The following is a 22371-nucleotide window of genomic DNA, read 5'->3' as shown; positions in this document are numbered from 1 at the left end:
TCAACAGTCCAGCTCTCTCAGCCTTACTGTGAGAATGCGCAAGAAACTGGTCCACCCGGCATCCAGAACAGATTTGGCTAGGTTGGTTCTGGCAAGACCCTTAACGTTAAGCGCCTCATGGGCAATGTTTTTCCCCTTGCTCAGCAACCACTTGGCTACCTTGTCGTGGAAGTCTTTGCGCTGATTGGCGACTTTCAGGTGCGCCTTTGCCAACCGCTTCAAGGCTTTCTTGTAGCGGTTTGACCCCTTCCGCTTACGGGACAAAGACCGCTGCAATTGCTTCAACCTTTTTTGTGCCCTGCGATAGTACCGTGGAACTGGAATGGCTTCCCCCTGGTCAGTCACTAGAAACGAATCCAACCTCATATCGATCCCTATCGTGTTTTCCAGGGTTGGAGGGTCGGGATCAAGTTCGGGAACAGAAGAGTCTTGCAGGCTCAACGTCACATACCAGCCATCAGCCTTACGGGTGACGGTAGCCGTCTTAATCACAAAACCTCCAGGCAGAGGACGGTGCTGGATGAGCTTAACCAAGCCGATTTTAGGCAAGTGGATAAACTTTCCCCGAATACAGTTCTGTTTCATCTGGGGATACGTAAAGGAACGATACCGACCTGCCCCCTTAAACCTTGGCTTGCCTAGCCTCTTGCCGTTAATGTTTCCTTTCAGCCAGCGGTCAAAGGCTTGCTGTACTCGCTCTATGCAGTTTTGCAAGACTTGCGAGTGAATGGTCTTGTACTCCGGAAAGAGTGCTTTTGTGTTTACTAGGTCGCGCTTCTGTGAGTAGTAGTCTGGCTCATCTTTCAGCTCAGGTAAGTGACAGACCAGTAGAGAACAGGCATGGACATCGCAGCGGTTTTGTTTCCACCACTTGAAGCGCTCTGCTAAGCGATAGTTGTACTGCTTGCGCAGCAACTCTAGCCACTTCTCCATCAGGGCAATTTGGCTAGAAGTAGGACGCAAGCGGTACTGGTAGGCAACTCTCACGTAAGAGTATCCAAGAGCTACTACACTGATTATAGCAGCAGTGAAAGCTGAAGGGCTATGAAAGACGACTTTGTCTCTAGCGGCAGGGCTGTGTCCGATTTAAAGGCGCACTTAGTCTTAACGACCAAGTACCGCCGCCAGGTACTCACTGCTGAGATGTTACAGCGCTTACATGAGATCCTGTATAATCTCTGCCAAAAATGGAACTGCAAGCTTATTGAGTTTAACGGTGAAGTAGATCATGCTCACCTTCTATTTCAATACTACCCACAGATAACTTTGTCCAAGTTTGTGAATAATATTAAATCTGTCTCTAGTCGCAGACTGAGAAGCGAATTTACGGACAGAAGGATCTACCGAAAAGATGTTCTGTGGAATGAATCGTATTTCATTGCTTCGTGTGGCGGCGTTACCGTTTCGGTTTTGCGTCAGTACATTGAAAACCAAGGTGTCCCCGCCTCTCATCCCGACCCAAGCGCTCCGCGCCGCCAGCGCGAACACCCTGGCGGGTAGAGGGCGGGGCTTCCCGGCGGGGCTAGCTAACGGGCCGTGGCCGACGGCAAGGCTCCAAAGGAAGCCAAAGCGTCCTATACTAGTGCGGCTATCGCCCTTGCATGGAGGCTGCTGCCTATGTCTGAACTCCTCCCCTTGCCCTCGCTCCACAACCAGGTGGCCGTGGTTACGGGAGCCAGCCGAGGCATTGGCCGGGCCATTGCCCTGCATCTAGGGGCCATTGGCGCCAAGGTAGTCGTCAACTACGCCCACTCTGCCGCCGAGGCCGAAGCGCTAGTGCAGGAGATTGCCGCCGTGGGAGGGGAGGGGATGGCCCTGGCCGCCGATGTCTCCCAACCCCTAGAAGTGGAGCGGCTCTTTGAGCAGGTGATGGAGCGGTGGGGCCGGGTGGACGTGCTGGTTAACAATGCTGGCATTACCCGCGATGCCCTCTTGTTGCGCCTAAAGCCGGAAGACTGGCAGGCAGTGCTGGATCTCAACCTTACGGGAGTCTTCCTCTGCCTGAAAGCAGCCGCCAAGATCATGGTCAAGCAGCGGCAGGGACGCATCATCAACATCACCTCAGTGGTGGGCTTGGTGGGCAACGCCGGCCAGGCCAACTACAGCGCTGCCAAAGCGGGGGTAATTGGTCTAACCAAGACAGCAGCCCGCGAGCTGGCCAGCCGCAACATCACCGTCAACGCTGTCGCCCCTGGCTTTATCACTACCCAGATGACGGAAAAGCTGGATCCTGGCCCCATCCTGGCCCAAATTCCTCTGGGGCGACTGGGATCCCCGGCGGAAGTGGCGGGGCTAGTGCGCTTTTTGGCGGCTGACCCGGCGGCGGCCTACATCACCGGCCAAGTCTTTGCCATCGACGGCGGCATGACGATGGGCTAGAGCCTTCCGGTTCTGGAAGACTTGTCCTGACTCCACGATTCTTTCTACTCCAGCTCCAGAAGTTCTGCCAATTCGGCAAAGCTGTCCACCACAGCATCGGCGCCTGCCTGACGCAGCTCTAGTGGTGTAAAAGCAGTGGTGAGGCCCACCGCAAGGCAGCCTGCCCCCTTAGCCGCGCGGATCCCGTGGGCAGAGTCTTCAACCACCAAACACAAGCTAGGATCCAAGCCCACTTTGGCAGCTGTTTTCAAATAGGGCTCGGGGTCGGGCTTGGCTCGCTGGATATCTTCAGCGGTAATCACAGCGTCAAACCAGCGGCCTAGGTCAAAGCGTTGGAAAATCTGCTCCTGATCCCGACGGGTAGCAGAGGTGGTGAGGGCAAGGGCCGAAAAGCGACGGCGGCTGAGCTCCAGAAACTCCAACACCCCCGGCACCAAGGGCACCTCTTCCAACAGCTCCCCAAAAGCCCTGGCCTTTTCCTCAATCAAGCGCTGCACCAGCAGGGGCCGCTCTGCAGGCGGGGTGTCCGTCAGGTGTTCCACGAGATACTCAAACATGTCCCGGTCAGTGCGCCCCTTAAACTGCAGGGAGACAGGAGCCAGATCTAGAGCAAGCCGGCAGCGCTCTAGGGCAATGGCACCGGCGCGGGCGTGGATTGGCTCCGAATCCACGATTACCCCGTCCATATCCAAAAAGAGGCCGGCAGTTGCCTCAGCGGCACGGAGCACTTTGGGGGGCAGCATGGGGCTGAAGGACGTTGGGGGGCCAAAACGGCAGATAGGCTAGGAGGGCGTTTCCGAAGGCAACTGGGACCAGCCACAGAAGCGGCTGACCACCTCCCAGAGGGTTTCTAGAACATCGGTGAGGGCATGGTCACTCTCCACAGCTACCAGTTGCGCCCAGGGGCGATGGGCGACGTAGTTGCGGCTGGCTTGGATGGGGATGACTTCGTCGCGGGTCCCATGCACAATCAGGGTGGGCACAGGCCGGCGCAGTGCCTCCTCGGGGTAGCGCTGGGCATCGGTAACAAAGTCATAGGCCAAGGGCAGCGGCCGCCCTTCTTGGTGGTGAAAGACCAGCATTTGCCCGCTGCGTTGCCAAGCTTCCACGGCTTCAGCCCCTAGCCGCGGCAGCCAATGTTGCAAGAAGCCAAAGGCCGGTGCCAGCAACACCAGCCGTTCCACGCAAGACTGCTGCTCAGCTACCCAGGCAGCCACTACACCTCCCAGGCTAGAGCCAATCAGGGTAACAGGAGGATGCCCCATGGCAGCCAACTGTTCAGAAACTTGCCGGATCTGGCGAGAGAGAGTGAGCTGGGTAAAGTTGCCTTGGTTGAGATCCGGCACCTCCAGAGGGATCCCAAGCCGCTGCAGCCGCTGGCGGAAAAAGGCAGCCTTGGCTGATTGCGGCCCCGAGCCAAAGCCGTGCAAGTAGATGACTGCCACGCTACTTATTGCCCTGCGCCTGTGGAGAGCCAGCCTGCTCCCAGCACCACACTGATGGAGAGAAAAAGGGTAGCCACCGTCCAGGTGAGGCGGTTCAGATTTTGCTCAGCGCTCTTGGGGCTGGCAAACAACTGGGCTTGCCCGCTAATAGCCGCCAGGCCATCTCCCTTGGGGCTGTGCAACAGCACCAGGATCACCAGCAAAATAGCCGAGGCAGACCAGAGAAACTCGAAAAAAGCTTCCATTGCAGAGGATCCCACTAGGGCACATTGCTGGAGTTATTATCACTCGGATTCCAACTCTAATGCACCCTGGGCCTTCCCCTAGCTAACTTTAGGGTTGTGCGCTCGACTCAGCTCGCAAGGTTGGAGCTGAGCCTCCTCGACTTTGTCGGTCACTAGAGGGGCGCCAAAGCAACCCCTGGCTACTGGGTTGAGCAAGCTTGGCACTTGACGGATGGATCCCTGGCGCAAGCAGGAGTGCAGGCGACGCAGCAGGAAGAAATCCGCCTCGGAACAGCCATCTTGAAATAGCCTCAGGTTCAGCTCGTGTTCTTGAGCAGCGGTAAGCAGACCAGTCCTCATAGCTGCTTGGATGATCTGCTGGATGGCGGTTGCCCTAGCTTCGCTCATAGCAGAGGTGCTCCCGGGGGAGGTCTCTTGTCTATTCTCGACAAGAGTTCCTGCTCTGGGCTCCGCTAAATGGCGGATTGAACGTCTGCTCACAGGGGCTGCCCTTGTAAGCTCCAGGGTTACGAAAAGCCCCCGGCTTGAGCGGCGGGGCAAAACTAGGCCGCCTGCCCCTTCAACTGCTGCAGGGATCGGAACAGGAGAACCACATAGACCCAGAAGATGGGCACAGCGGCTGTGGCAGCGGCAGTCGCAACCATGCTCACCCCAAAGTCGCCAACATCAGCCACAACTGTGACAAATCCAACTATCAATCCACCCGCAAAACCAAGAATCAAGCCCAGGACCAGAAGGGCCCAAAACACGCCCCACCAACGACCTTTGACGAGATTCCAACTGTAGCGCAGCCCTCCTGTAGTTCCTTGATTTTCTAGAGCAATGGCACAAGGTGTGAGGGCCAGCTTAACCCCTACATAAATGCCTGGGATGATCAGAAAGATGGAGGCAAGGGAAGAGAGGAGTGCTGCTAAGAGGGTGCCCAGAACTAGAGGCACTGCCTTCGAGACAGCTCGGTCGAGGCTGTTGCCCAGCAGGGGAGCTTGCCGCTTCAGGCGCTGATCCACCAGCCACAAGGCTGCTCCGCCTAGGATCGGTGCAACAACAATGCCATAGGCCAGTTGGAGGATCCCCCCGAGAAGTGGGGTCAGCTCCGTGACGATGGCCAGAATAAAGCCTGGAGAGGCCAGGATCAGCAGCGGCCAGTAGATGGGACCTACCAACTCAAACGACCGCTGCAGGAGCGGGATTGGGCTAAGGGTGGCGTTTTGCATGGCGGAGGGATCCCTGTGGGCGATTAAGTCCACCCCCTTCATACCACGGGATCCCAGCTTTGGTTCCGGGAGTAGAGTTAAGAAAGTCTACAAGGCCGATTTTTGCAGGATCCAGGCCGCTGCCTGTTCGCCGCTGCGCAGGGATCCCTCGATGCTGCTCTGGTGAGTGTACTCTCCAGCCCAGAGAAGGCCTGGCAGGCCGCTATGGGTGGGAACCAAATGCTGCTGGAAGCCAGGCGGCTGCAAAAACTGGGCAAAAGGGATGCGATACACCCGCAGCAGGCGCAACTGTTTCAAGGGGGCTTTGGGAAAATAGACCTGCAGCTCGGCCCGACAGGTTTGGGCCAGCTCCTCGTCGCTCAAGGGGGGATCCCCCAATACCGTCACCGAATAGAGGTGTTGGCCAGGAGGAGCTAGTGCCGGGCTGATGCGGGTGAGCTGAACCCAGTGGTTGATCCAGCCTTGGCCGCTGGCGTTGAGGTACAAGTAGGCGCCGCGGGCCAGAGAAAAGGGAGCGCAGAAGTAGAGACAGGTAACCGACCGTCCCTGGGTGGGGATGGGCACAGTGGCGTGGGGACAGAGCTCGGCTTGCCAGGCCCGCGCCTGAGGGGCCTCGGTGGCGCAGACTACCCACTCGGCAGGGATCTCCTCTCCGCCGGCGGTGCGGATCCCGCGCACTCTTCCTTCCTCCACCAGGATGCGCTCCACCGGGGTTTGGTAGCGGATCTGCTCTGGGGAAAGGTAGCTGGCCAGTTGGCGGGCAAGTTCTCCCATGCCCAGCGCTGGGGTGACAATGGCCCCCTCGGCCATCATCTTGAAATAGAACGCCAAGAGACGGGCACTGCTGGCCAGCTCTGGATCCAGAAGAATGCCGCGGAAAAAGGGGTAGAAGAAGTGCTGGCAGATCTTGGCGGAGAACCCGTACCCCTCTAGGAACTCTCGCACCGAGCCATCGGATCCCCCCAGCCCTTCCTGGAAGACCTGCTCCGGCGTGCGCTGCGCCAGCTCCGCTCGCAACTGCAGCACCTTGAGCTTGTCCCCAAAGCTAGCCAGGGGGTTGAATAGGGAAGAGACGAGGCTGGCTGGATCCCGCAGCGGATCCCCTAACAGCCAGCAGCGACCGGATCGGGCCAGGATAGCTCCCGGACGGTAGGGGCAGGGGTCAAGTCTGCTCAGATCCAGATGCCGCCGCACCTGAGGGTAGGCCGTAAACAGCACCTGAAAGCCGCGATCCAGGCGAAAGCCCTCCACCTCGTCGGTGCGCACCCGGCCCCCGGGGCCGTCGCTTTTTTCCAAAACTAGGACATCCCTCCACCCCGCCTGACTCAGCACCTTGGCGCAGGTTAAGCCGGCCAGCCCCGCCCCGATAACCACTACTTTGCCCATGCTCTGCCGGGATCCTTTCTCGCCCACGTATTCTAGCTGCCTCCTTCTCTCCCCCAAGCCGTCCAGCCACCCCGGGAAATCCACTACACTGAGTAAAGCTGGTAGTACAAGCCAGCCTGCGTCCATCCCTTCGTTTGCCGAGCTGTTCTCCAGGCTGGCTGCCGCTGTGCCCTATGGCTTCTGTCAACCCAACCTTGCCCATTCAGTGGATCGATGCCGATTCGGGAGAGGTGGTAGACGAATGCCCCTGGGAAACCAGCCCCCATCCGGGCACCTACGTTCAACTAGCCGAGCAGCACTACCTGGTTTTAGAAAAGCGCCACTCCTACCAGTTGCGGCAGGGCAAATATCACCTCTGTGGCATCCGCGCCCTCATTCGCCCAGTGAGCCCACCCCCTGAAGCAGGCCAGTTTTTGGGGGATCCCTCCTGTCGCTTCAATGCCCGCTCGCCCCTGTTGCGCTGCGCCGTTAACCCCACTGGGCCCTGCCAGGGTTGCCCGCACTACGAGCCGGTGCCACGGCGTTAGCCCTCTAACTCAAGCGCTAGCACTTTGGTGAGAGCGCGGCTGGTGTTTTCCCGAAACTCCGCTACGCTCACCCGGCCCAGCAGATACACTGCCAGCAACATCACCCCTGCCTCCACTCCAAAGACGGTGGCATAGGCCAGCACCGAGGAAGTGGGGAAAAGTAGCCGCCCCAGATCGAGCAAAGCGCCGCCAATGAGGGTAGAAAGCGCCTGCGACATCGCCTGGGCCAAGCCCCACGCGCCGATGAAGGTGCCGGCGGTCTCTGCTGCTGTCAAATCCAACATTAGGCTAATGGCGCCGTTGGTGGTGATCCCCGAGGCTAAGCCGAACAGGATCATACATAGCTGCAGCAGCTGCGGCTTGCCTGTAAACCCTGCGGCAATGGTCAGCCCAAAAGAAAGGGCCACCAGCAGGCAGCCCAAGCGGGCAGTCGTCTGCTTGCCCAGCCTAGGCACGATGAGAAAGCCAGTCACCACAATCCCTACCAAGACGCCTATACTCCAAAAGGCGTTGAGTTGGGTGCTCTGGGCTACCGTCATGCCAAAGACCTCGCCGCCATAGGGCTCGAGAACCGGCTGTTGGATGAACAGGCCCATGGTCATCAGGGTCAAAAAGCTAAAGAAGATCAGGGTTTGGCGGCTGGCGGTGAGCACCTTGAGGGCCGTGCCCAGGGTAATCTGATCCTCCCGCCCGGCCAAGGTGGAACGGGATCCATAGCGGGAATAGCGCTTTTCTACCCCCCAGGTAGCGATGACCCCCAGCAGGATCACCACGGCAGGAATGACGATAAAGAGGCGGTTAATCGTACTCTGGAGATTCTCTAGATCCAGGCCGCGCAGCAGCACCGCCGAGCCAATCGCTCCCCCGGCAATGCCCAACATCAGCATCGACCAGACGATCCCCACCAACTGGGAGCGGTTGTGCTCATCGGAAACGTCCACCAGCAGCGCCGCAAAGGGCGTGGAGCAGGCACTGAGGCAAAGCCCGTAAAGAGCAAACATGAAGGCGGCCAGAGCAATCCAGCCATAGGTGGCCAGCGACCAGCCACTTCTAGCAAAGCTCTGCCCCAAACCCCACACCACCTGCACTGCCAAAAAGATGCACAGGGCAAAGAGCACCGATCCCAGGCGTACATAGCCGCTGCGGTGCGTCCCAAACAAAGGCTTGGCATCGGAAAGCTGCCCAAACCAGACGCGGGCCGGAGACACCAACTGGTGCATGGCCAGGGATCCCCCTGCTACCGTGGCCGGGATGGCCAAGAGATTGGGGTCGATCATGACCCGGTTGAGCACCCCCAGCGTCAGCAGCGACATCATCCCCAAGCCCATCTGAAATAGGCCCAAGCGAAACATGACGTGCAACGGCAAGGAGGGGATTGCCGGCTGGGGGTTTTGGGCAAGAGCCGAAGCAGCCGACAAGTTGACCTCAGGATCCCGTTGAAGATTGGCCATGATCTGGGAAAGTTGGCAGGAGCGCTACGATTTCTATATGGTAGCCCAGGTGGCTTGGGATCCCGGCAAAAGCATGGGGTTGCCAAAAGTGAAACCGCCACGTCCTCTCCCCTTTTGGGAGCTATTGTCAGGGTATAGTCCCCCAATTTCCAATCCTCAGGAGTATTGCTATGCGCGCCCCCATCCCCTGGCTGCTGAGTTCACTGAGCTGGGTGGGCATTTCCCTGGCCGGAGCAGCCCTCGTCCCTACACTGATGGTGTCCACCTCGCAGGCAACCCCTATGGATTTTCCGCTCCACCAGTCCCTTTCTTCCCCCACTCCTTCAGAGTGGGCGGAATACTTGGCTTACAGGCAGGTCATCGACCGGACGATCTCCATGACCTGGGATCCGCAAGCGCGAGCCTTGGCAAAGCAGTATGGGCTGGATATCGTCAACATCACCTGGGAAGATACCGGACGCCACAAGGGATCTGCCCTTGGCCCCAACATCAGCGACATGACCATCCAGGTACAACAGCTCAACCCCAGAACGGGTCACTACGAGCTGAGCTTGATGCCGGTGATCCGCTACCCCAACTTTGCCGATCTGTCTGCCGACCTGCCCCTCGACAGCCTACAGGTGCTGGTGGGCAACGAAAAAGGAAAACCCCTGCAACCCGTGTCGTTGCGAGAGCTGCTGGGGAATCTGCGCCGCTACTTACATGATCCCGGCTCTTGGGCCGGCAACCGGAACTCCCTGCTGGCTCCACGGGATAGCCATGTGTTGGTGAGCGCCCAAGCTGCCTTTTTGCCTATCCCTGCCGGGGGCTCTGCCCAATTCAACCCGGTGTTGTTCAACTACCAATCCTATCCCGGTAACCCAGCCGTGCTGGCAATCTTGGCCACCCGCGAGGGCACCAGCATTACGGTGATCGAGAACCGCACCGAAGATAGGGTGGGCGGGGCTATTTGGGGCCAGCGCCTTTTCTTCAATCAGAACGGTGAACGGGCCAGCCTCACCGGGCAGCGCCTCAGCGATTTTCGGGCCGAGCAAGCCGCCAACCCAACCCCCAGAGATCCCCATTCGGCGGAAGTAGCAGAAGAAGCCCTGAACCTGGTGATGGTGATCCAAGTACCTCTCCAGCAGCGGCAGCCGCCGCGAAGGGAAGTTGAGGATATCTCTGTCAATTTCGGACCCGCAGCCGGCCTGGCCGGCCTCAGCAATGTAGAAGCCGCCGTCATCGGACATGGGCCGGTGGAAGGCCCCTTCACCGAGATCAACAACCTGGACATCGAGCGAGATCCCCGCTTTCCCATTCGGGTCACGATCCAGTTCTACAAAGCCACCGACAATGGTGTGGTCTCTGCTGAAGACATGGCCCAAATTCACCATCAAATTGCCCGCGTCTATCGAGAGGCCGACTATGTGGGCAGCTTGGTGATTCAGCGGGATACAGGCCGACCTACGGAGTACGACCGCGACGCAGAGACAGAGCGCCCCTTTCCCTTTCCTTGGTTTCCTTGGCGACTTCCTTGGTTTCCTTGGTGGCCACGACGCTAGGGCCTGCTGCGCATTTTTCCCACAACCTGCCGCCAGGTGGCAACATCTTCTCGCGCCTGGGTTTCTCCACTACACTGACTACTGACCTGACGCCAAGGGGAATGGGTGTCGGCCCGATATCCTCGGCAAGGTCAGGGTCTGCAGAGACAGTTGCCAAGGTCTCATTTCTTGAGGCCATGGTGCTTGTCTGTGCCAGCTCTTGCCCAAGGCAGTGGGGAGTTTTTCCTGCAACCCTATGGCTGAGGCAGTTCCCGTTCGGCGCTACGACCTGTTCGTGCAAGCTTCCCGGCTACTGCAGCGCTACCGGCAGCTCACGCCGGAACTGCGTCCCATAGGGCTGGAGGTGGCCCTGGCCATCCAGTATCACCGCGCTCAGGCCGGATCGGGATCCCTTTTGCCGCCGGTGGGGTCTCCCCATGGCCTGCCCCTGGAGCAGGTGGCCCAGCGCATTTGTGACCCGTTTTACACCAAAACCCACCCTCTCTTACCTACGTTGCCAGAGACAGGGGAGCCCCTGGTGTGGCCCCTGTTTAACCAAGGGGAAAATGGCCTTGTTCGGCCTCTGGCGCCAAGCAAAGTGGGGGGCAAATTGGTCGAACGCCGCTGGCTCAAAGCCTGCAACAGCCAGGAAGGCATTGGCTGTCATGCCCTGGCCGCCCACTTGTGGCAGGACGAGCGTTTTTTAGCAGCAGACCGGGATCTGTGTCCCTTTCGCCTCTACGACGGGCGCTACCCCCTAAGCGTGGACCAAGGGCGGCAAACCTGTGGCTTCGACGACCATCCCTGTGGTTGGCAGCCCGGCCACCCCAAAATGCTGCAGGTGGTGGGCAAGGGCAGACAGGCCGAGATCCTGCTTCCCCACTGGACTGACGCGATGTGGGCCATGCTTATCCCACCCCATCGCCCTCTACCCATCTATCCTCTTCTGGTGATGCTCTACTTTGGCCAGGAGACTCTGCAAAAGGGTCGGGATCGCCTTTCTGTGGAACAGTTCCGTCTAGATTTTCAGTTTAGCCACTCCCAACTCAAGCTGTTGTTTGACACCCACCCGGAACACCCTCTCAACCGCCCTCTGCTTGCCCTGGCTGCGCAGCCGGAGGTGGAGTGGGGAGCCGTCGAGCTGTTGCCCTCTATGCCACCCCTCTTGCACCAACCTGCAGGGGGTAGGGTGGTTTTAGATCCCGACGAGCCGCCCCAGTTTTGCAGCAGTGGTATCCCTTCCTCTGCCGGGACAGACCCGCTGATGGCAGAGCGCCGCCGCCGGCGTCAGTTGGAGCGCAGCGAGCGCCACAACGAAATCTTGCACCAGTTTCGCCGCTGGTTCCGTCTGGCTGGCTTGGAAGTGCGCGAAGACCAGCACACCTTTGACTTCTTGGCGGTTGCAGACGGGCAGCTGCTTTTGGCCGAGGTGAAATTGCTACACCACAAAGATGCAGCAGAGGTCATGCAGGAGGTGGTGGGGCAGTTGCTCTACTACGAGCGTTTTGCCCTCACGCCTTGGCTAGAGCAGGGCTTTTCCGTCCAAAAAGCCGCCGTTTTTGACGGGCCGCCGCCGGATCCTTACATCCGCTTCCTTGAGGACCTGGGGATTGCCACCTACTGGATCAACGAGCAGCAGATGATCGATGGGCCGGAAAGCTCGCTGCGGCTGCTGCGCCAGATGGAAGTGCGGGTACGGCCGGATCCCGAGTTGGGAGACTAGGCCAACGCATCTTTCCTAGGACTAGCTACTGCCAACAGAGACAGGCCAAAGGGCAGGGGGAACTTGGGGATCAAATAGGCTTCTGCAGCAAAGATCTCAGCTAAAAGCCAGTTGACCCAGGGCAAGGGCATCTTCAGATCCTGGCTCTCCCTGAGGCGTAGGCCCTTTTGGGCTAGGCGGATCCCTGCTGCCAATGGAAAGAGAAAGCTGTTGAAAAAGGTAAAGATATAAGTTTCCAAGCCGACGCTTTTAAGTAGGGAGCGAAGTTGTTCCGGCGTGTAGCGTCTCTTGTGGTGATTGAGTTCGTCGTGGGTACTCCATAGCCAGGGGTAGGCCGGTACCGTAATCACCATGTAGCCAGGGGGCTTTAGCCTCTTGGTAAGGGCTTCCAGAGCCGCTTTGTCTTCCTCCAAATGCTCTAGGACATCCAGCAGAGCAATCAAATCAAATTGTTGAGAACCAAAAGGGATCCGATGTGGCAATTCCCCTTCGGCCACAACTCCGATTCCACGGGCCCGGGCAATAGGCAATGCTATCTCGCTTCTTTCCACTGCGAAGACCTGGCCAAATTGAGACAACATTTCCAGGTTGCCACCGCTGCCACAGCCGACTTCCAAAATACAAGCTGCGGGAGGAAGAGGGATCCTTGCAATAACCCGGCTGAGAATGTGACGGCGGCCCAGAAACCACCAATGCCGATCTTCTAGGCTCGCCATTTGTTCATAAGCTTTGGGATCCATAAACCCCTATCCAAAAGGCGAGGTTAAAGCTCAGGGAATTCTAAGCCTTGACTCTAGGCTTTGTAGGGCGTTCTCATCCAATTTCTAAGGAGATAGCCTAGCCTTGCCCCAGCGGTTTTTGCGGTACCACGCCGCAATGTGCGGGCACCACGCTTCAAAGTGGGGCCAAATCAGGTCGCACAACTCCCGAATTTCACGCTGCGCATCCGCCTTGGCACGTAGATCCAAAAAATGCATCAAACTACGGCAGTTAAAACTCACCACAAAGTGCTGCCGAATGCCGTAGCCTAAAACGCAGCGAGCATCCTCAGGTGGTACACCGCACTCGGTTACCAAGCGGCGGTAGGCGGCCACTTGGCTGCGGTATTGCTCTAGCACAATGCCTAGCGCCTCTGGGGAGATGGGGCAAACTCCCTCGCGAGTCTTGGCCTGCCCCTCCTTGATGTTGGCGGGGACATAGAACACCTGCTCCAGTTGGTCAGGGCTGGGATCGGATCCCAGTTCCAGAAGCTGCTTCCCAGTGTACCGAAACGACTGCACATCGAACGACACCCCAATACGGTGCGTGCGCGCCTGCTGCACCACTAAGTGCGGAAAATACCCCACAGCAAACGTAATCTGCGGATGCTCCAAAGGCCCATAATGCCCACGGTCACCCTCCAATAGGTGCCGCACCACCGCCTCACCGTAATTGGCCGGGACGCGACTGGCAGCCGCGACGTACTCCGCACTGTAGTCCTGGTGCATCGCCAGCCAGATCACCCGCTCGGGATCTGGGGTTTGGCTGAGCACCTCCACCCGGAATAGGGTATCCACTGTTACTTCCCGAAGGGTAGGAGGAAGACACCTAGAGAAGGCGACGAGCCCGCGTTTCTTCCGCTAGCACCCCACTCAAGCTTGGATTGCTACGCAGCAACCCTGCCACATAAAGGGTATAGACTTTGCCTGCCTCCAATTGCAGGTCAAAGCGTTGCAGGGGGATCCTGGGAGCGACGGTGAACACCTGGACTTGGGTAAAGCCGGGGCGCATCGCCTGAAAGGTAGAAGCCTGCCCAAAGGCCAACTGGGGTATCAGCACTCGTCCCCGCTCCCCTTGCCATTGCAGAGGGGGCGCGTCGGGGGCAGCGTGGACAAACCGCACCAGGGCCTGATCGAACAGGGGGTTAATATTGTCTTCTAGTACCAAGGCCGTCACGCGATTGGGCTCGTCAGCGGCCACCACTGAGAATACTCCCCCACCTCTAAAGTTGGCCACCGTTTTGGCCACCACCTGAGAAGCCGAGGACGTCTCGGGCGTTGCAAGCAACAGGATGTCGTACTCTCCTGTCGGCAAGCGGGTATACTCGCTCACCAAGCCATAGGCTACACTGCGCGCTACCTTGACGCCCCCCACTTCCAAGTCAAGGGGAGGGGTATTGGGGGCCACATGTACCAGGCGCACCTGAACCTCGGCAACCCCTGCAGCGGCTATGGGAATGGCACAGCCGGACAAAAGCCCCGGTATCCAGGCGCCACCCACTAGGCAAAGCACTGCGCACGCCCATTGTTGCGCAATTTTCATCGCTCACTCCTACTCCTCACACCCAACGTTCATTCAGAGAGCGAGCTGCTGAATTCTCCAAAAGGGCATTTTCGCTCCCCGAAGGGATCCCATCCTGCTGACGCCAAAGAACCTGCTTTTGTCTTACTCCACCTTTGCGCCCAATGCCATAAGCTGGCTAGGACTTGCCCGACTCCCTAGATTGGGATCCCAGCGCTGGGATCGGGGACGGCTAGTGGAGAAGAGCGGCGGCTGAAGAGCCGGAAATAGGTGCTGACGGCCAACTCTTTCAGCGGGAAAAGTAGGTAGGTGAGGGGGTTGATGGTGACGATGATGTTGCGGCAGTCGCGTTTGGCCTGGGCCAGGATTTGGGCGGCCACCCAATCCCCCGACATAACTCCAATCGGGTTGAGCTGGCTCTTGAAAGGGCCAAGGATAAGCTTGCGCACCACGCAGGGAGCATCGAGACGGCGCAGGGTCACCAGGTCGCCCAGGGCCCGTTTGGAGAGCTCGTAGAGGGGGCTAAAAGCAGGGCTGGCCTCGGCTTCGGAGGTGTTCACCCAGACCTCTTTGGTGGCCATTTCCCGATTGCTGCGCACCGTCTGGAAAAATAGCTCCATCAGGCGCCATGCCGAGAAGGTGTTGACGGCATAGGACTGGCGAACCGATTCGGGATCCCGTTGCCTATGGACGTTTAGGCCGTGGTTGATTACCAGGATATCGACCTCCTCCAGGAGCTTGGCCAGGGATCCCTCCTCCCCCACTTGCCAGCGAACAGTCGGCACCGGCTGGAGTTGTCCGTCCACTTCGATGGAAACCGAATCCGCATGGGAGCTGAGGGCGATGACTTGGGCCCCATGGCGGGAAAAGTGCTTCAAGAGGGCCCGGCCCAGGGTGCCAGAGGCGCCAGTGATGGCCACGCGCTTGCCTTTAAAAGAGAGACTGCTGCCCATGATCCGATCCAGCAAGGTTAGGGTGCCGCAGAAGTAGGCGTTGGTGTCGTCGAAGTGGTGCCGCCAGTGGTAGGCGCGGTTGACATGCCACTGGCTGGGAGGAGCAGGGAAAGGCCCCGGCTGGTGGGTAATATCCGTTTGCAGAGCTAGCCCGCAGCCCCGCAGCAGGCCAGCAGCTAAGAAACTGGCCGAGTAGACCACTCCCACCGCCGCCGCCAGGCCGTACAGCCAGGATCCCTGTCCCAACAGCACCACCCAGGGGATCCCAGCCAGAAGCATCGTCGCCGCTTCTGGGACGTCGTGGTGCCACTGGGATTCCCGGTATAACTTTGGGTCTACCACGCTGAGATCGGGGCGAAACAGGCGGTGGTGCAGGGTGTGTTTGGGCATCAGCCAGGGCCACTGGTGGGCTAGCCAATGGCGCACATCCCGCACAATCTCGGCCCAAAGCACACAAGCCAGGGCCACAGCCCCGACCCCCAGCCACTGGGCTACGCTGCTAACCTCCATAGGGCTTTGCTGGCAGTAGCCGAACCATCCTGAGCTCGCCGTCGCCTCTTTGCATCAGCGACCCCTAGGAAGAATCATCGCAAAGAGGCCATCCCAATCGCAATCAAGACGGCAGACGGGATCCTCAAGGGGTTCTGGGCGAGAGCTCGCGGATCTCAACCGTATCTCCAACTTGCAAGCCCAAGGCCGCTGCCGTCCCGCCACGGAACTCCAGCACGCTGTCCACTAGCTGGCTGGGGGGAGGCCCATAGGTGGGGCAGGGCAGGGCGGGACAGCCGGGCACATTGGCGGCGATGTACACCACCCGGCCTTGGTGGAGAAAGATAATGTCCAGGTTCAGCGGTGTGTTGAACATCCAGAAGGCAGCCGGCTGGGGTGGGTCGAAGGGGAACCACATGCCGCGATTGGGCGGCAAATCGGTGCGGAACATCAGGCCCAGCCGCTGTTGCTCAGGGGTGCGAGCCACCTCCAGCTCAAAGCGCCGACCGGCAAGGGTTACTTCTGCTTCCACGGGCAGGTGCTGGGGCTCTCCTTTAGCGGGGGCAGCGTTGGCCACGGCTGCCGTCCCCTGGGCTTCCAAAGATGAGGAGGCACATCCCAGCAGCAGCAGAGCCAGGCCCAAGGCAATCCCGCCCACGGGGACAACCTGGTAGGAGCGCCGACCCCTCTGTGACTGCCAACTCATCCGCTCTGAGAGACCTACGAAACGCTAACAAACACTCCCATGATCCATGACTGGTAGCAGGCTCAACGCCTACCGCGCCGCCAGAGGGATCTCCACAGCCCCCACCTCCCGTCGAGCTGACAGTGGTTGCTCCTTGCCCTGGATAGAGCCCACAGGCTAGAGACGGAGCCAACTTTAGCCCAGGCAAAATGCCTAGAAAAAAGGCACCTGCCAGCTTACTAGCTTAGCTAGTCCACGTCAAGGCAGAAGGTGCGTTGGCGAAATTGCACATTGTGCCACAAGGTAGCGAATTGTCCGGCAACTCCGCACCGCTGTCGCGAACGAGGACTAGAGGAAAACCCTCAAGAAGAAGGCAAACCCAATAAAGGTCAAGCTAGGGGTTCTTGACGATGTAGGTAGCCTTGGCGTCTGGACCAAAGCTGATGACATCTCCCGACTTAAGCTGGTGGGTAGAGACTTTCTGGCCGTTGATCAACAGGCCGTTGGTGCTGGGCCGGCCCTCCAGATCCCCGTCCAGTATGCGATAGGAGTATTCTCCCTCCTTTTCAGCAGGGATGCGCAACAGCATGGCATGGTGGCGGGAGGCGTACTGAGAGTTAAGACAGATATCGTTGGCCAGGTCGCGACCGATAAAGTACTTTGCAGCCGTCAGCACCTGCGTGCGGCGTCCATCTCGGTCTTCCACGATGAGAAGATGCTGCTGAGCACTTGGAGGAGAAGGCACGGGGTCTACCATAGATCCTCAGGATCCTTCCGCTGCAACTGGCAGGGCCTACCATACACTATACCCGCCTCTGAACTGGCGAAGTTGAGCCTAGGATCAGTCGGGCAAACTTTGCAGCAACAGACCAACCCAGCCAGGAAAGAGAGTGTAGGCTGCTACTGCCCACTGGGCCATACCGACAACCACTTCTGACTTGGAGTGGCAGACAGCCTCCCAGATGGCTGCGGCCACATCTTCCGGCTGGCTAACCCAAAAGCTCTCCAAGGCCTGCTGCATTCGCTGCCGTGCCCTGCTTGGGTGGGTCAAGTTGTCCTCTCCCGGCTCCTCGAGAAAAATGGCCCGCTTGAGAAAGTTGCTGTTGACCAGGCCCGGATGGACACCGATGACCTGGATGCCGTGGGGTTGCAGCTCTAGACGCAGCGCCTCCGTCAGCCCGCTAACTGCATACTTGCTGGCACAATAGGCAGCCATCTGAGGCAGGGGCATTTTGCCACCTATAGAGCCGACGTTGACAATCTGGCCTCTTTTGCGCTTCAGCATGTCGGGGAGCACTGCCCGGATGGTGTGCAAATAGCCCCAGAAGTTAACTGCCATCAGCGCCTGCCAGTGTTCCAACGTCGTCTGCAGGAAAGGGCCACTCAGACAGATGCCGGCGTTGTTGATCAGGCAGTCGATGCGACCATAGCGCTCCAGGGTAGCCTCGACCAGCTTTTGCACCTGATCCGGCTGCGTCACATCGGTGGGGACAGCCAATACTTCCGCATTGAGCCTTTGCTCCAGCTCGATGGCTGTCTGCTTCAGGGTTTCGGCCGTGCGGGCAGCCAGTGCCAGGCGGTAGCCACCGCGGGCAAAGGTAAAGGCAGTTGCCCTGCCGATACCCTCGGAAGCGCCTGTAATTAAAACAACATCGCCCATCTTGCTGCTTTGCTAACTCGAGGAGGAGCGGGAGTCTCCCTTCCTCTGTTGTAGCCTCTCCCGCACCTGCGAAGCCCTTGATAGGCTTAAACTACGGAACGCCAGTGAAGAGGAGGGCTATGGCCTCCACCCACTCGTTTGATATTGTCAGCGACTTCAACCGGCAGGAGTTGGTGAATGCGCTAGACCAGGTTCAGCGGGAGGTTAAGCAGCGCTACGACCTCAAGGATACCCAGACGGAAATTAAGCTGGAGGAGGGATCCCTGACCATCACCACCGCCAGCGAGATGGCTCTCAACTCCATTCGGGATCTTCTCCTAGCCAAAGCAGCTAAGCGGGGCCTCTCCCTGAAGATCTTCGACTTTCAAGCTCCGGAAAGTGCCGCTGGCAACCGGGTGCGTCAGGTAGTTCGCCTCAAAAGAGGCATTGACCCGGCGTTGGCCAAGCAGATTGCCAAGCAAATCCGCGACAACTTCAAGAAGGTGCAGCCTTCGATTCAGGGAGATCTGGTGCGGGTTTTCGGCAAAGACAAAGATGAGCTGCAGGCGGTAATTCAAATGCTCAAGCAGCAGGATTACCCGGTGGCACTGCAGTTTGTCAATTACCGGTAGCAGGGCAACAGTCCCAGTTCGCGTAGCCCCTTGGCTCTAGGCTTTTTGGGAGCTAGCCCCCAGAGAAGACCAGAATCCTTTACCATAGGTAGGTAGTGATCTCCATCTCCAACTGCAGCTCTACCGCGCCGGTATGTACACCATTTCTGAGTTCGATCGCCTGATCCAGTTTCTCCCGGTGGAGATCCGACCTGAGGTGCAGATCGAGATTGGATCCCCTGACCAGTCTCGGGTTGTGCAGCCGCTCTGGCGCTTCCCCTGGCAGAAGTACACCCGCTTTGCCATCGACCTTAGCCGTTGGCAGAAGCTGAGCCCTGATCAACAGAAGATCTACTTTTTGCGGGAAGCCGTGATGGCCACCGAGCTGGCCTTGGGAGACAACTGGTCGGCGCTATTGCTGTATCCTGCTCTCATTGGAGCAGGCACGATGGGCATCCTGGTGGAGCTGCAGATGGGGGACAACCTTGGCGTGGCTCTGGCCTCTGGTTTGGCGGCGTCAGCAGTGTTCCTTCTGCGCAAAGCGGAGAAAGGCCAGAAGGCCCAGGTGGCAGCCGACGAGTTTGCCGTGCGCTATGCCTCCCAGAATGGCTACACCTCCGAACAGGCAGCTTCCATTTTGCTAAGTGCGCTGCAGCAGGTGGCTATTCTAGAAGATCGCGTTAAAACTGACTACGACACCACCATGCGCCACCGCAACCTGGAGTTTTTGGCGCAGCGAGGCCTGGGAGCTGGCACCCTGACCATCAACCCCAAGTACCGCAACAGAAGGCAAAGCTCCAGCCCGAATCCTTTCCAAAACCCTTTCCAGCGCTGAGGGCTCTCAAAGCTAGTTAGGGATTGACTGGGCTTATTCTTCGTCCTCTTCCAACTCTGGAAGCTCCTCAGTTGGGGTAGACTTGATCGCCTCATCTTCTACAATCACAATTTCTGTATCGGGGCTGTAATACCGACGCACATCCCACTCCGTAATCCAGCGGCGAATAATTGACCGCACAGTGGTTGTGCTGTAGAGCTCAGGAAGCTGTGGCAGCGATGGGCGTACCCAATCGGGATAAGCTTTCTGGTAGAGATCCGCTACCCTATGCCACATGGATTGAATGGCCTCGCGGGCTTCTAAGCAGGAACGGAGAGGGGTAGCTTGGCTAATAGCCTCCATGCCGGCCTTTACGACTTCCTCAGACATATGCTTCTGGAGAGCTATCTTAGGTGCTTTCTCCCAATCTCCTTTTTCTTGTAGAATGACCCTCTCGAAATCGCGGGTTACTGCTCCTACGAAAACCAGCGGAGCTTTCTTTATTTCTTCAGGCAGGGTTGTTGTACCAAACAAGTGCCCAAGAACGCGGTACGACTTGACCCGCTGAAGAAGACTGTACTGGGCAATAAGCTCAATCTCATCCACCAAAACCACCAAGCCCCCAAACCCTATGGCCCGACATAGCTGGGCACAGAAGGCCAGGCGCTGCCAGTGTAGGCTTTCTGCAGGGGGTAGCTTGCCAATGGGATAAGCACCTGCCAAGCCGTGATCCCGTAGGCTTCGCCTTACCTCTGAGGACTTCAGAGTGGGCTCACCAGCCCAAAAGCGGACAATGGCGTCTAGCTTCTCGTCATCGCCTCCTAACCTTTGGTACAGAGCCAAGGTGGCCGGCCACCAGCCTGACCCAAACTGCCACTGGTTAACCCAAAGCTGGAACTTCTGGAAAGAAGGCGAGGAGTACTGTAGCCGGGCTGCCATGCCTTGGATCCCACGCTCAACCATGTCAGGGAGCTCGACCTGGGCAAGGAGGCGGGGAATCAGGCGATTGGGGTTACCGAGGGGCAACTCTTTGGAGACGACAACTAGGGAGGTGGCAAAATTATTCTTCCTTGCTCGCTCCTGCAGGGTTAGTAGAAGATGGGACTTGCCTGTCCCAAAATCCCCCTTTATCAGCATTCCTGCAGGGCCTGAACTAGCACCCTTGCACAGCTCTTGAAAACGCTCCTCAATCTGATACTGCCAAGAGCCAAGTTCTGCAACTGCGAACCGGTTAGGAACGCCATTTCGTAGGGCTTCAATGGCCCGCCTAGCTGCAATCGCTACATTCATAGAAGCTGCACCATAGCTGTGCATGGACTAGGCTTTTGAAGAGAAGAAACCTCATTCTCAATTCGAGTTTGCAAAGCTCGATATCTATGATAAGACAGACGCTCAGATTCAATAAACTCTGGAGGAGCTAAGAAAATTAACACAGTTTTTTCTAGTTCACTCTCCGCATCGATAAACTCACGCAAAGTCTCGTAGAGCTCAAGGATTTGTCGACTGGTAAAGTTAGGGCGTCCACTGGGGGTCCGCTCGTAGTAGTGAAGCAAGCTGACAAGGACTGCTACTAAGCCGGATCGTCGTGTAAATAGTCTTAAGAAAGAAAGTAGAATCTCTCGAGCATTTGTCCTGTCAATCTTTCGAAAAATAGCCGCTTCACGCACCCGGCTGATAGAGCTCAGCGTACCTTTAAGCCACTCTTGAATTGCAGAGCATAGACCTTCCAGAGTGCCTGGGCTTTGAAGGGGTTCGTAGACAAGTCGGACTATGGCTTTGCGAAAGTCAAGGGCTAGTGAGTAATCCAGAAAAATACCTCTCTTAATTTCCCGCTGAAACTCTAGTTTGATCTCACGGGCTTCAATCTGATAGAATTCGGCCAACTGCTCTAAAGTGCAGTCCTGCAGATCTAGCCTGGGAGGGTATCCAATTTTTTGGAGAATGTTGAAGCGCAGATCTTTGGCAAAAGTCTCCCAATCTACTCTCTGAGCAAGGGCAAACCAAAGCTGTTCGACTGAATGCAGCTTTAAGCACTCCTCTGTCAAATCAAAAATATGAAAGGAATACTGGTTAAGCTTTTCCAGCAGCGCTTTCCGCACCCAAGAGTAGGAATCTTTCGGAACAACGGCCAGCTTGACAGTGGCACCACCTTCAGGGATAAAAGAACGCAAGTAGTCTTCTTCCAGACAGCGCAGCCACAAATCAGGCTCTAGCCGACCCTGGCCCTCTTCGCTCATAGCTTCTCAAACTCCAAAAGATAGTAGGCGTGCTCCACCCCAGCTTCGTCTCGAATGCGGTAGTAGCGACCCGAGCGCGTGCCTGTAGACGCGGAGAAGATCAAGCGGTAGCCCTCCACATGGTTGGTGCCATTTCGATCCAAGAGGTAAAGATGCCGCGTAAACTCCACTTCGGTGTAGTCTGGGTTGTTGAGGTGGAGCACCTCGAAGACATCGCGAGCAGGTACTTGAAGAGAACGAGGCAGCTCTGCGCTTGACTTTCTCAAGTAACCCGCTGCAATTTTTGCCGCTTTCCAGATGCGTTCAAGAACTACCTCTGGATTAGTTTCTTTCCCTTTGGTCATTCTTGCTCGGAGAATCTTCTCTGCAATGGCACTGGGCCGTTGAGAGCGTAGAAGCTTGCGATCTATGCGCACTCCCTCCCTGGAAAAGCGCACTAAGGCGGGGAAGGCTACAAAGACATGGGGGCTTTCCGTAGGCAGCCAAGGCTGGCCGACTCGTTCTCCTACCTCGCTAGCAAGTTCTTCAAGAGAAGTTCTCTCCAAAACCTGCTGGGTTTGTTCAAGGGCTTGTCTTACCGTCTCCACCTGGGAAAGAGCCTCGCTGAGGACAGAGCTACAGCCTTGTAGCTGGCGGCTCAGGGCTGGAACTTGCCCTCCTTTACAAGCGACTTGGGCTTTCCCTGCGGTCTCCTTTGCTTTCTTAGTCAAGGCAAATAGCTTGCCTAGCTCGTCGTCAAGAGTCTTGAAGAGGGCTTCAATCATTAGTTTTTG

At 57.8% G+C, this 22371-nt stretch carries 25 protein-coding genes; 7 read left to right on the top strand and 18 right to left on the bottom strand.

Features of this window, described 5'->3' with window-relative positions:
* Window positions 1–987, bottom strand: a complete 987-nt coding sequence (locus tag NW804_RS05115) for an RNA-guided endonuclease InsQ/TnpB family protein (protein ID WP_414423013.1) — start codon at window positions 985–987, stop codon at window positions 1–3.
* A 57-nt stretch (window positions 988–1044) separates the two neighbouring features.
* On the opposite strand from NW804_RS05115, the gene tnpA reads away from it, so the two are divergent.
* A complete protein-coding gene (gene tnpA / locus NW804_RS05110) occupies window positions 1045–1500 on the top strand; it encodes an IS200/IS605 family transposase (RefSeq protein ID WP_414423012.1) in 456 nt (151 codons plus the stop codon).
* A 135-nt stretch (window positions 1501–1635) separates the two neighbouring features.
* A complete protein-coding gene (gene fabG, locus NW804_RS05105) occupies window positions 1636–2379 on the top strand; it encodes a 3-oxoacyl-[acyl-carrier-protein] reductase (protein ID WP_414395568.1) in 744 nt (247 codons plus the stop codon).
* 44 nt (window positions 2380–2423) lie between these two features.
* Here fabG and NW804_RS05100 read toward each other — a convergent pair whose 3' ends face one another.
* From NW804_RS05100 to NW804_RS05075, 6 genes are all read right to left on the bottom strand, one after another.
* The gene (locus NW804_RS05100) at window positions 2424–3122 is read right to left on the bottom strand and encodes an HAD family hydrolase (RefSeq protein ID WP_414423011.1); all 699 of its coding nucleotides are present in this window, start codon (window positions 3120–3122) and stop codon (window positions 2424–2426) included.
* 39 nt (window positions 3123–3161) lie between these two features.
* Window positions 3162–3824 (bottom strand): YqiA/YcfP family alpha/beta fold hydrolase, encoded by a 663-nt coding sequence (locus NW804_RS05095; protein ID WP_414395435.1) that lies wholly within the window; start codon window positions 3822–3824, stop codon window positions 3162–3164.
* A 5-nt stretch (window positions 3825–3829) separates the two neighbouring features.
* Window positions 3830–4069 carry a preprotein translocase subunit SecG gene (gene secG, locus NW804_RS05090; protein ID WP_414395434.1) on the bottom strand — a complete coding sequence of 80 codons (240 nt, stop codon included), beginning with the start codon at window positions 4067–4069 and terminating at the stop codon, window positions 3830–3832.
* 78 nt (window positions 4070–4147) lie between these two features.
* On the bottom strand, window positions 4148–4456 hold the full coding sequence (locus tag NW804_RS05085) for a hypothetical protein (protein ID WP_414410076.1): 309 nt from the start codon (window positions 4454–4456) through the stop codon (window positions 4148–4150).
* 155 nt (window positions 4457–4611) lie between these two features.
* Complete coding sequence (locus tag NW804_RS05080; RefSeq protein ID WP_414423010.1) at window positions 4612–5325, bottom strand: hypothetical protein; 714 nt, start codon at window positions 5323–5325, stop codon at window positions 4612–4614.
* 45 nt (window positions 5326–5370) lie between these two features.
* A complete protein-coding gene (locus NW804_RS05075; protein ID WP_414423009.1) occupies window positions 5371–6696 on the bottom strand; it encodes an FAD-dependent oxidoreductase in 1326 nt (441 codons plus the stop codon).
* Between the two features lie 146 nt (window positions 6697–6842).
* Between NW804_RS05075 and NW804_RS05070 the strand changes: the two genes are divergently transcribed.
* On the top strand, window positions 6843–7196 hold the full coding sequence (locus tag NW804_RS05070) for a DUF6464 family protein (RefSeq protein ID WP_414423008.1): 354 nt from the start codon (window positions 6843–6845) through the stop codon (window positions 7194–7196).
* Here NW804_RS05070 and NW804_RS05065 read toward each other — a convergent pair.
* On the bottom strand, window positions 7193–8647 hold the full coding sequence (locus tag NW804_RS05065; protein WP_414410079.1) for a BCD family MFS transporter: 1455 nt from the start codon (window positions 8645–8647) through the stop codon (window positions 7193–7195). The two genes, NW804_RS05070 and NW804_RS05065, sit on opposite strands and share 4 nt — an antisense overlap.
* A 170-nt stretch (window positions 8648–8817) precedes the next feature.
* Here NW804_RS05065 and NW804_RS05060 point away from each other — a divergent pair, with 170 nt between their 5' ends.
* Both NW804_RS05060 and NW804_RS05055 read left to right on the top strand, forming a co-directional pair.
* The gene (locus NW804_RS05060; protein WP_414420890.1) at window positions 8818–10188 is read left to right on the top strand and encodes a hypothetical protein; all 1371 of its coding nucleotides are present in this window, start codon (window positions 8818–8820) and stop codon (window positions 10186–10188) included.
* A 235-nt stretch (window positions 10189–10423) separates the two neighbouring features.
* The gene (locus NW804_RS05055; protein WP_414423007.1) at window positions 10424–11890 is read left to right on the top strand and encodes a hypothetical protein; all 1467 of its coding nucleotides are present in this window, start codon (window positions 10424–10426) and stop codon (window positions 11888–11890) included.
* Here the strand turns inward: NW804_RS05055 and NW804_RS05050 are convergent.
* The 7 genes from NW804_RS05050 to NW804_RS05020 form a co-directional block, all read right to left on the bottom strand.
* Window positions 11887–12630 (bottom strand): class I SAM-dependent methyltransferase, encoded by a 744-nt coding sequence (locus tag NW804_RS05050; protein WP_414423006.1) that lies wholly within the window; start codon window positions 12628–12630, stop codon window positions 11887–11889. The two genes, NW804_RS05055 and NW804_RS05050, sit on opposite strands and share 4 nt — an antisense overlap.
* An 84-nt stretch (window positions 12631–12714) precedes the next feature.
* The gene (gene thyX / locus NW804_RS05045; protein ID WP_414423005.1) at window positions 12715–13446 is read right to left on the bottom strand and encodes an FAD-dependent thymidylate synthase; all 732 of its coding nucleotides are present in this window, start codon (window positions 13444–13446) and stop codon (window positions 12715–12717) included.
* Between the two features lie 31 nt (window positions 13447–13477).
* On the bottom strand, window positions 13478–14191 hold the full coding sequence (locus NW804_RS05040) for a DUF4397 domain-containing protein (RefSeq protein ID WP_414423004.1): 714 nt from the start codon (window positions 14189–14191) through the stop codon (window positions 13478–13480).
* 176 nt (window positions 14192–14367) lie between these two features.
* A complete protein-coding gene (locus tag NW804_RS05035) occupies window positions 14368–15633 on the bottom strand; it encodes a bifunctional sterol desaturase/short chain dehydrogenase (protein WP_414423003.1) in 1266 nt (421 codons plus the stop codon).
* Window positions 15634–15757: 124 nt separating this feature from the next.
* Window positions 15758–16318, bottom strand: coding sequence for a DUF192 domain-containing protein (locus NW804_RS05030; RefSeq protein WP_414423002.1), 561 nt, complete (start codon window positions 16316–16318; stop codon window positions 15758–15760).
* Window positions 16319–16691: 373 nt separating this feature from the next.
* The gene (locus NW804_RS05025; protein ID WP_414395404.1) at window positions 16692–17054 is read right to left on the bottom strand and encodes an FHA domain-containing protein; all 363 of its coding nucleotides are present in this window, start codon (window positions 17052–17054) and stop codon (window positions 16692–16694) included.
* 84 nt (window positions 17055–17138) lie between these two features.
* Complete coding sequence (locus tag NW804_RS05020; RefSeq protein ID WP_414420896.1) at window positions 17139–17957, bottom strand: SDR family oxidoreductase; 819 nt, start codon at window positions 17955–17957, stop codon at window positions 17139–17141.
* 119 nt (window positions 17958–18076) lie between these two features.
* Here NW804_RS05020 and NW804_RS05015 point away from each other — a divergent pair, with 119 nt between their 5' ends.
* Both NW804_RS05015 and NW804_RS05010 read left to right on the top strand, forming a co-directional pair.
* The gene (locus NW804_RS05015) at window positions 18077–18568 is read left to right on the top strand and encodes a YajQ family cyclic di-GMP-binding protein (RefSeq protein ID WP_414395400.1); all 492 of its coding nucleotides are present in this window, start codon (window positions 18077–18079) and stop codon (window positions 18566–18568) included.
* A gap of 133 nt (window positions 18569–18701) precedes the next feature.
* Entirely contained in the window at window positions 18702–19382 is a 681-nt protein-coding gene (locus NW804_RS05010; RefSeq protein ID WP_414420897.1) for a DUF3318 domain-containing protein, read from the top strand.
* 33 nt (window positions 19383–19415) lie between these two features.
* Here NW804_RS05010 and NW804_RS05005 read toward each other — a convergent pair whose 3' ends face one another.
* The 3 genes from NW804_RS05005 to NW804_RS04995 are packed head-to-tail and all read right to left on the bottom strand — an operon-like array spanning window position 19416 to window position 21864.
* Entirely contained in the window at window positions 19416–20651 is a 1236-nt protein-coding gene (locus NW804_RS05005; protein ID WP_414423001.1) for a BREX system ATP-binding domain-containing protein, read from the bottom strand.
* The gene (locus NW804_RS05000; RefSeq protein ID WP_414423000.1) at window positions 20648–21598 is read right to left on the bottom strand and encodes a hypothetical protein; all 951 of its coding nucleotides are present in this window, start codon (window positions 21596–21598) and stop codon (window positions 20648–20650) included. The genes NW804_RS05005 and NW804_RS05000 overlap by 4 nt, the downstream gene beginning before the upstream one ends.
* Window positions 21595–21864 (bottom strand): hypothetical protein, encoded by a 270-nt coding sequence (locus NW804_RS04995; RefSeq protein ID WP_238376915.1) that lies wholly within the window; start codon window positions 21862–21864, stop codon window positions 21595–21597. The genes NW804_RS05000 and NW804_RS04995 overlap by 4 nt, the downstream gene beginning before the upstream one ends.
* Window positions 21865–22371 lie beyond the last annotated feature (507 nt).

This window comes from Synechococcus sp. WC10meta, assembly GCF_047461475.1.
The sequence above is the reverse complement of the archived record's forward strand: the minus strand, read 5'-3'. Positions and strand labels throughout refer to the sequence as shown.

Bases quoted from the DNA above. Each gene is read 5' to 3' on its own strand.
- NW804_RS05030 (WP_414423002.1), bottom strand. From the start codon at position 16,318: ATGAGTTGGCAGTCACAGAGGGGTCGGCGCTCCTACCAGGTTGTCCCC.
- NW804_RS05020 (WP_414420896.1), bottom strand. From the start codon at position 17,957: ATGGGCGATGTTGTTTTAATTACAGGCGCTTCCGAGGGTATCGGCAGG.
- NW804_RS05050 (WP_414423006.1), bottom strand. From the start codon at position 12,630: ATGGATCCCAAAGCTTATGAACAAATGGCGAGCCTAGAAGATCGGCAT.
- NW804_RS05040 (WP_414423004.1), bottom strand. From the start codon at position 14,191: ATGAAAATTGCGCAACAATGGGCGTGCGCAGTGCTTTGCCTAGTGGGT.
- NW804_RS05080 (WP_414423010.1), bottom strand. From the start codon at position 5,325: ATGAAGGGGGTGGACTTAATCGCCCACAGGGATCCCTCCGCCATGCAA.
- NW804_RS05010 (WP_414420897.1), top strand. From the start codon at position 18,702: ATGTACACCATTTCTGAGTTCGATCGCCTGATCCAGTTTCTCCCGGTG.
- NW804_RS05085 (WP_414410076.1), bottom strand. From the start codon at position 4,456: ATGAGCGAAGCTAGGGCAACCGCCATCCAGCAGATCATCCAAGCAGCT.
- NW804_RS05070 (WP_414423008.1), top strand. From the start codon at position 6,843: ATGGCTTCTGTCAACCCAACCTTGCCCATTCAGTGGATCGATGCCGAT.
- tnpA (WP_414423012.1), top strand. From the start codon at position 1,045: ATGAAAGACGACTTTGTCTCTAGCGGCAGGGCTGTGTCCGATTTAAAG.
- NW804_RS05015 (WP_414395400.1), top strand. From the start codon at position 18,077: ATGGCCTCCACCCACTCGTTTGATATTGTCAGCGACTTCAACCGGCAG.
- secG (WP_414395434.1), bottom strand. From the start codon at position 4,069: ATGGAAGCTTTTTTCGAGTTTCTCTGGTCTGCCTCGGCTATTTTGCTG.
- NW804_RS05005 (WP_414423001.1), bottom strand. From the start codon at position 20,651: ATGAATGTAGCGATTGCAGCTAGGCGGGCCATTGAAGCCCTACGAAAT.
- NW804_RS05055 (WP_414423007.1), top strand. From the start codon at position 10,424: ATGGCTGAGGCAGTTCCCGTTCGGCGCTACGACCTGTTCGTGCAAGCT.
- NW804_RS05065 (WP_414410079.1), bottom strand. From the start codon at position 8,647: ATGGCCAATCTTCAACGGGATCCTGAGGTCAACTTGTCGGCTGCTTCG.
- NW804_RS05060 (WP_414420890.1), top strand. From the start codon at position 8,818: ATGCGCGCCCCCATCCCCTGGCTGCTGAGTTCACTGAGCTGGGTGGGC.
- NW804_RS05000 (WP_414423000.1), bottom strand. From the start codon at position 21,598: ATGAGCGAAGAGGGCCAGGGTCGGCTAGAGCCTGATTTGTGGCTGCGC.
- NW804_RS05035 (WP_414423003.1), bottom strand. From the start codon at position 15,633: ATGGAGGTTAGCAGCGTAGCCCAGTGGCTGGGGGTCGGGGCTGTGGCC.
- NW804_RS05100 (WP_414423011.1), bottom strand. From the start codon at position 3,122: ATGCTGCCCCCCAAAGTGCTCCGTGCCGCTGAGGCAACTGCCGGCCTC.
- NW804_RS05025 (WP_414395404.1), bottom strand. From the start codon at position 17,054: ATGGTAGACCCCGTGCCTTCTCCTCCAAGTGCTCAGCAGCATCTTCTC.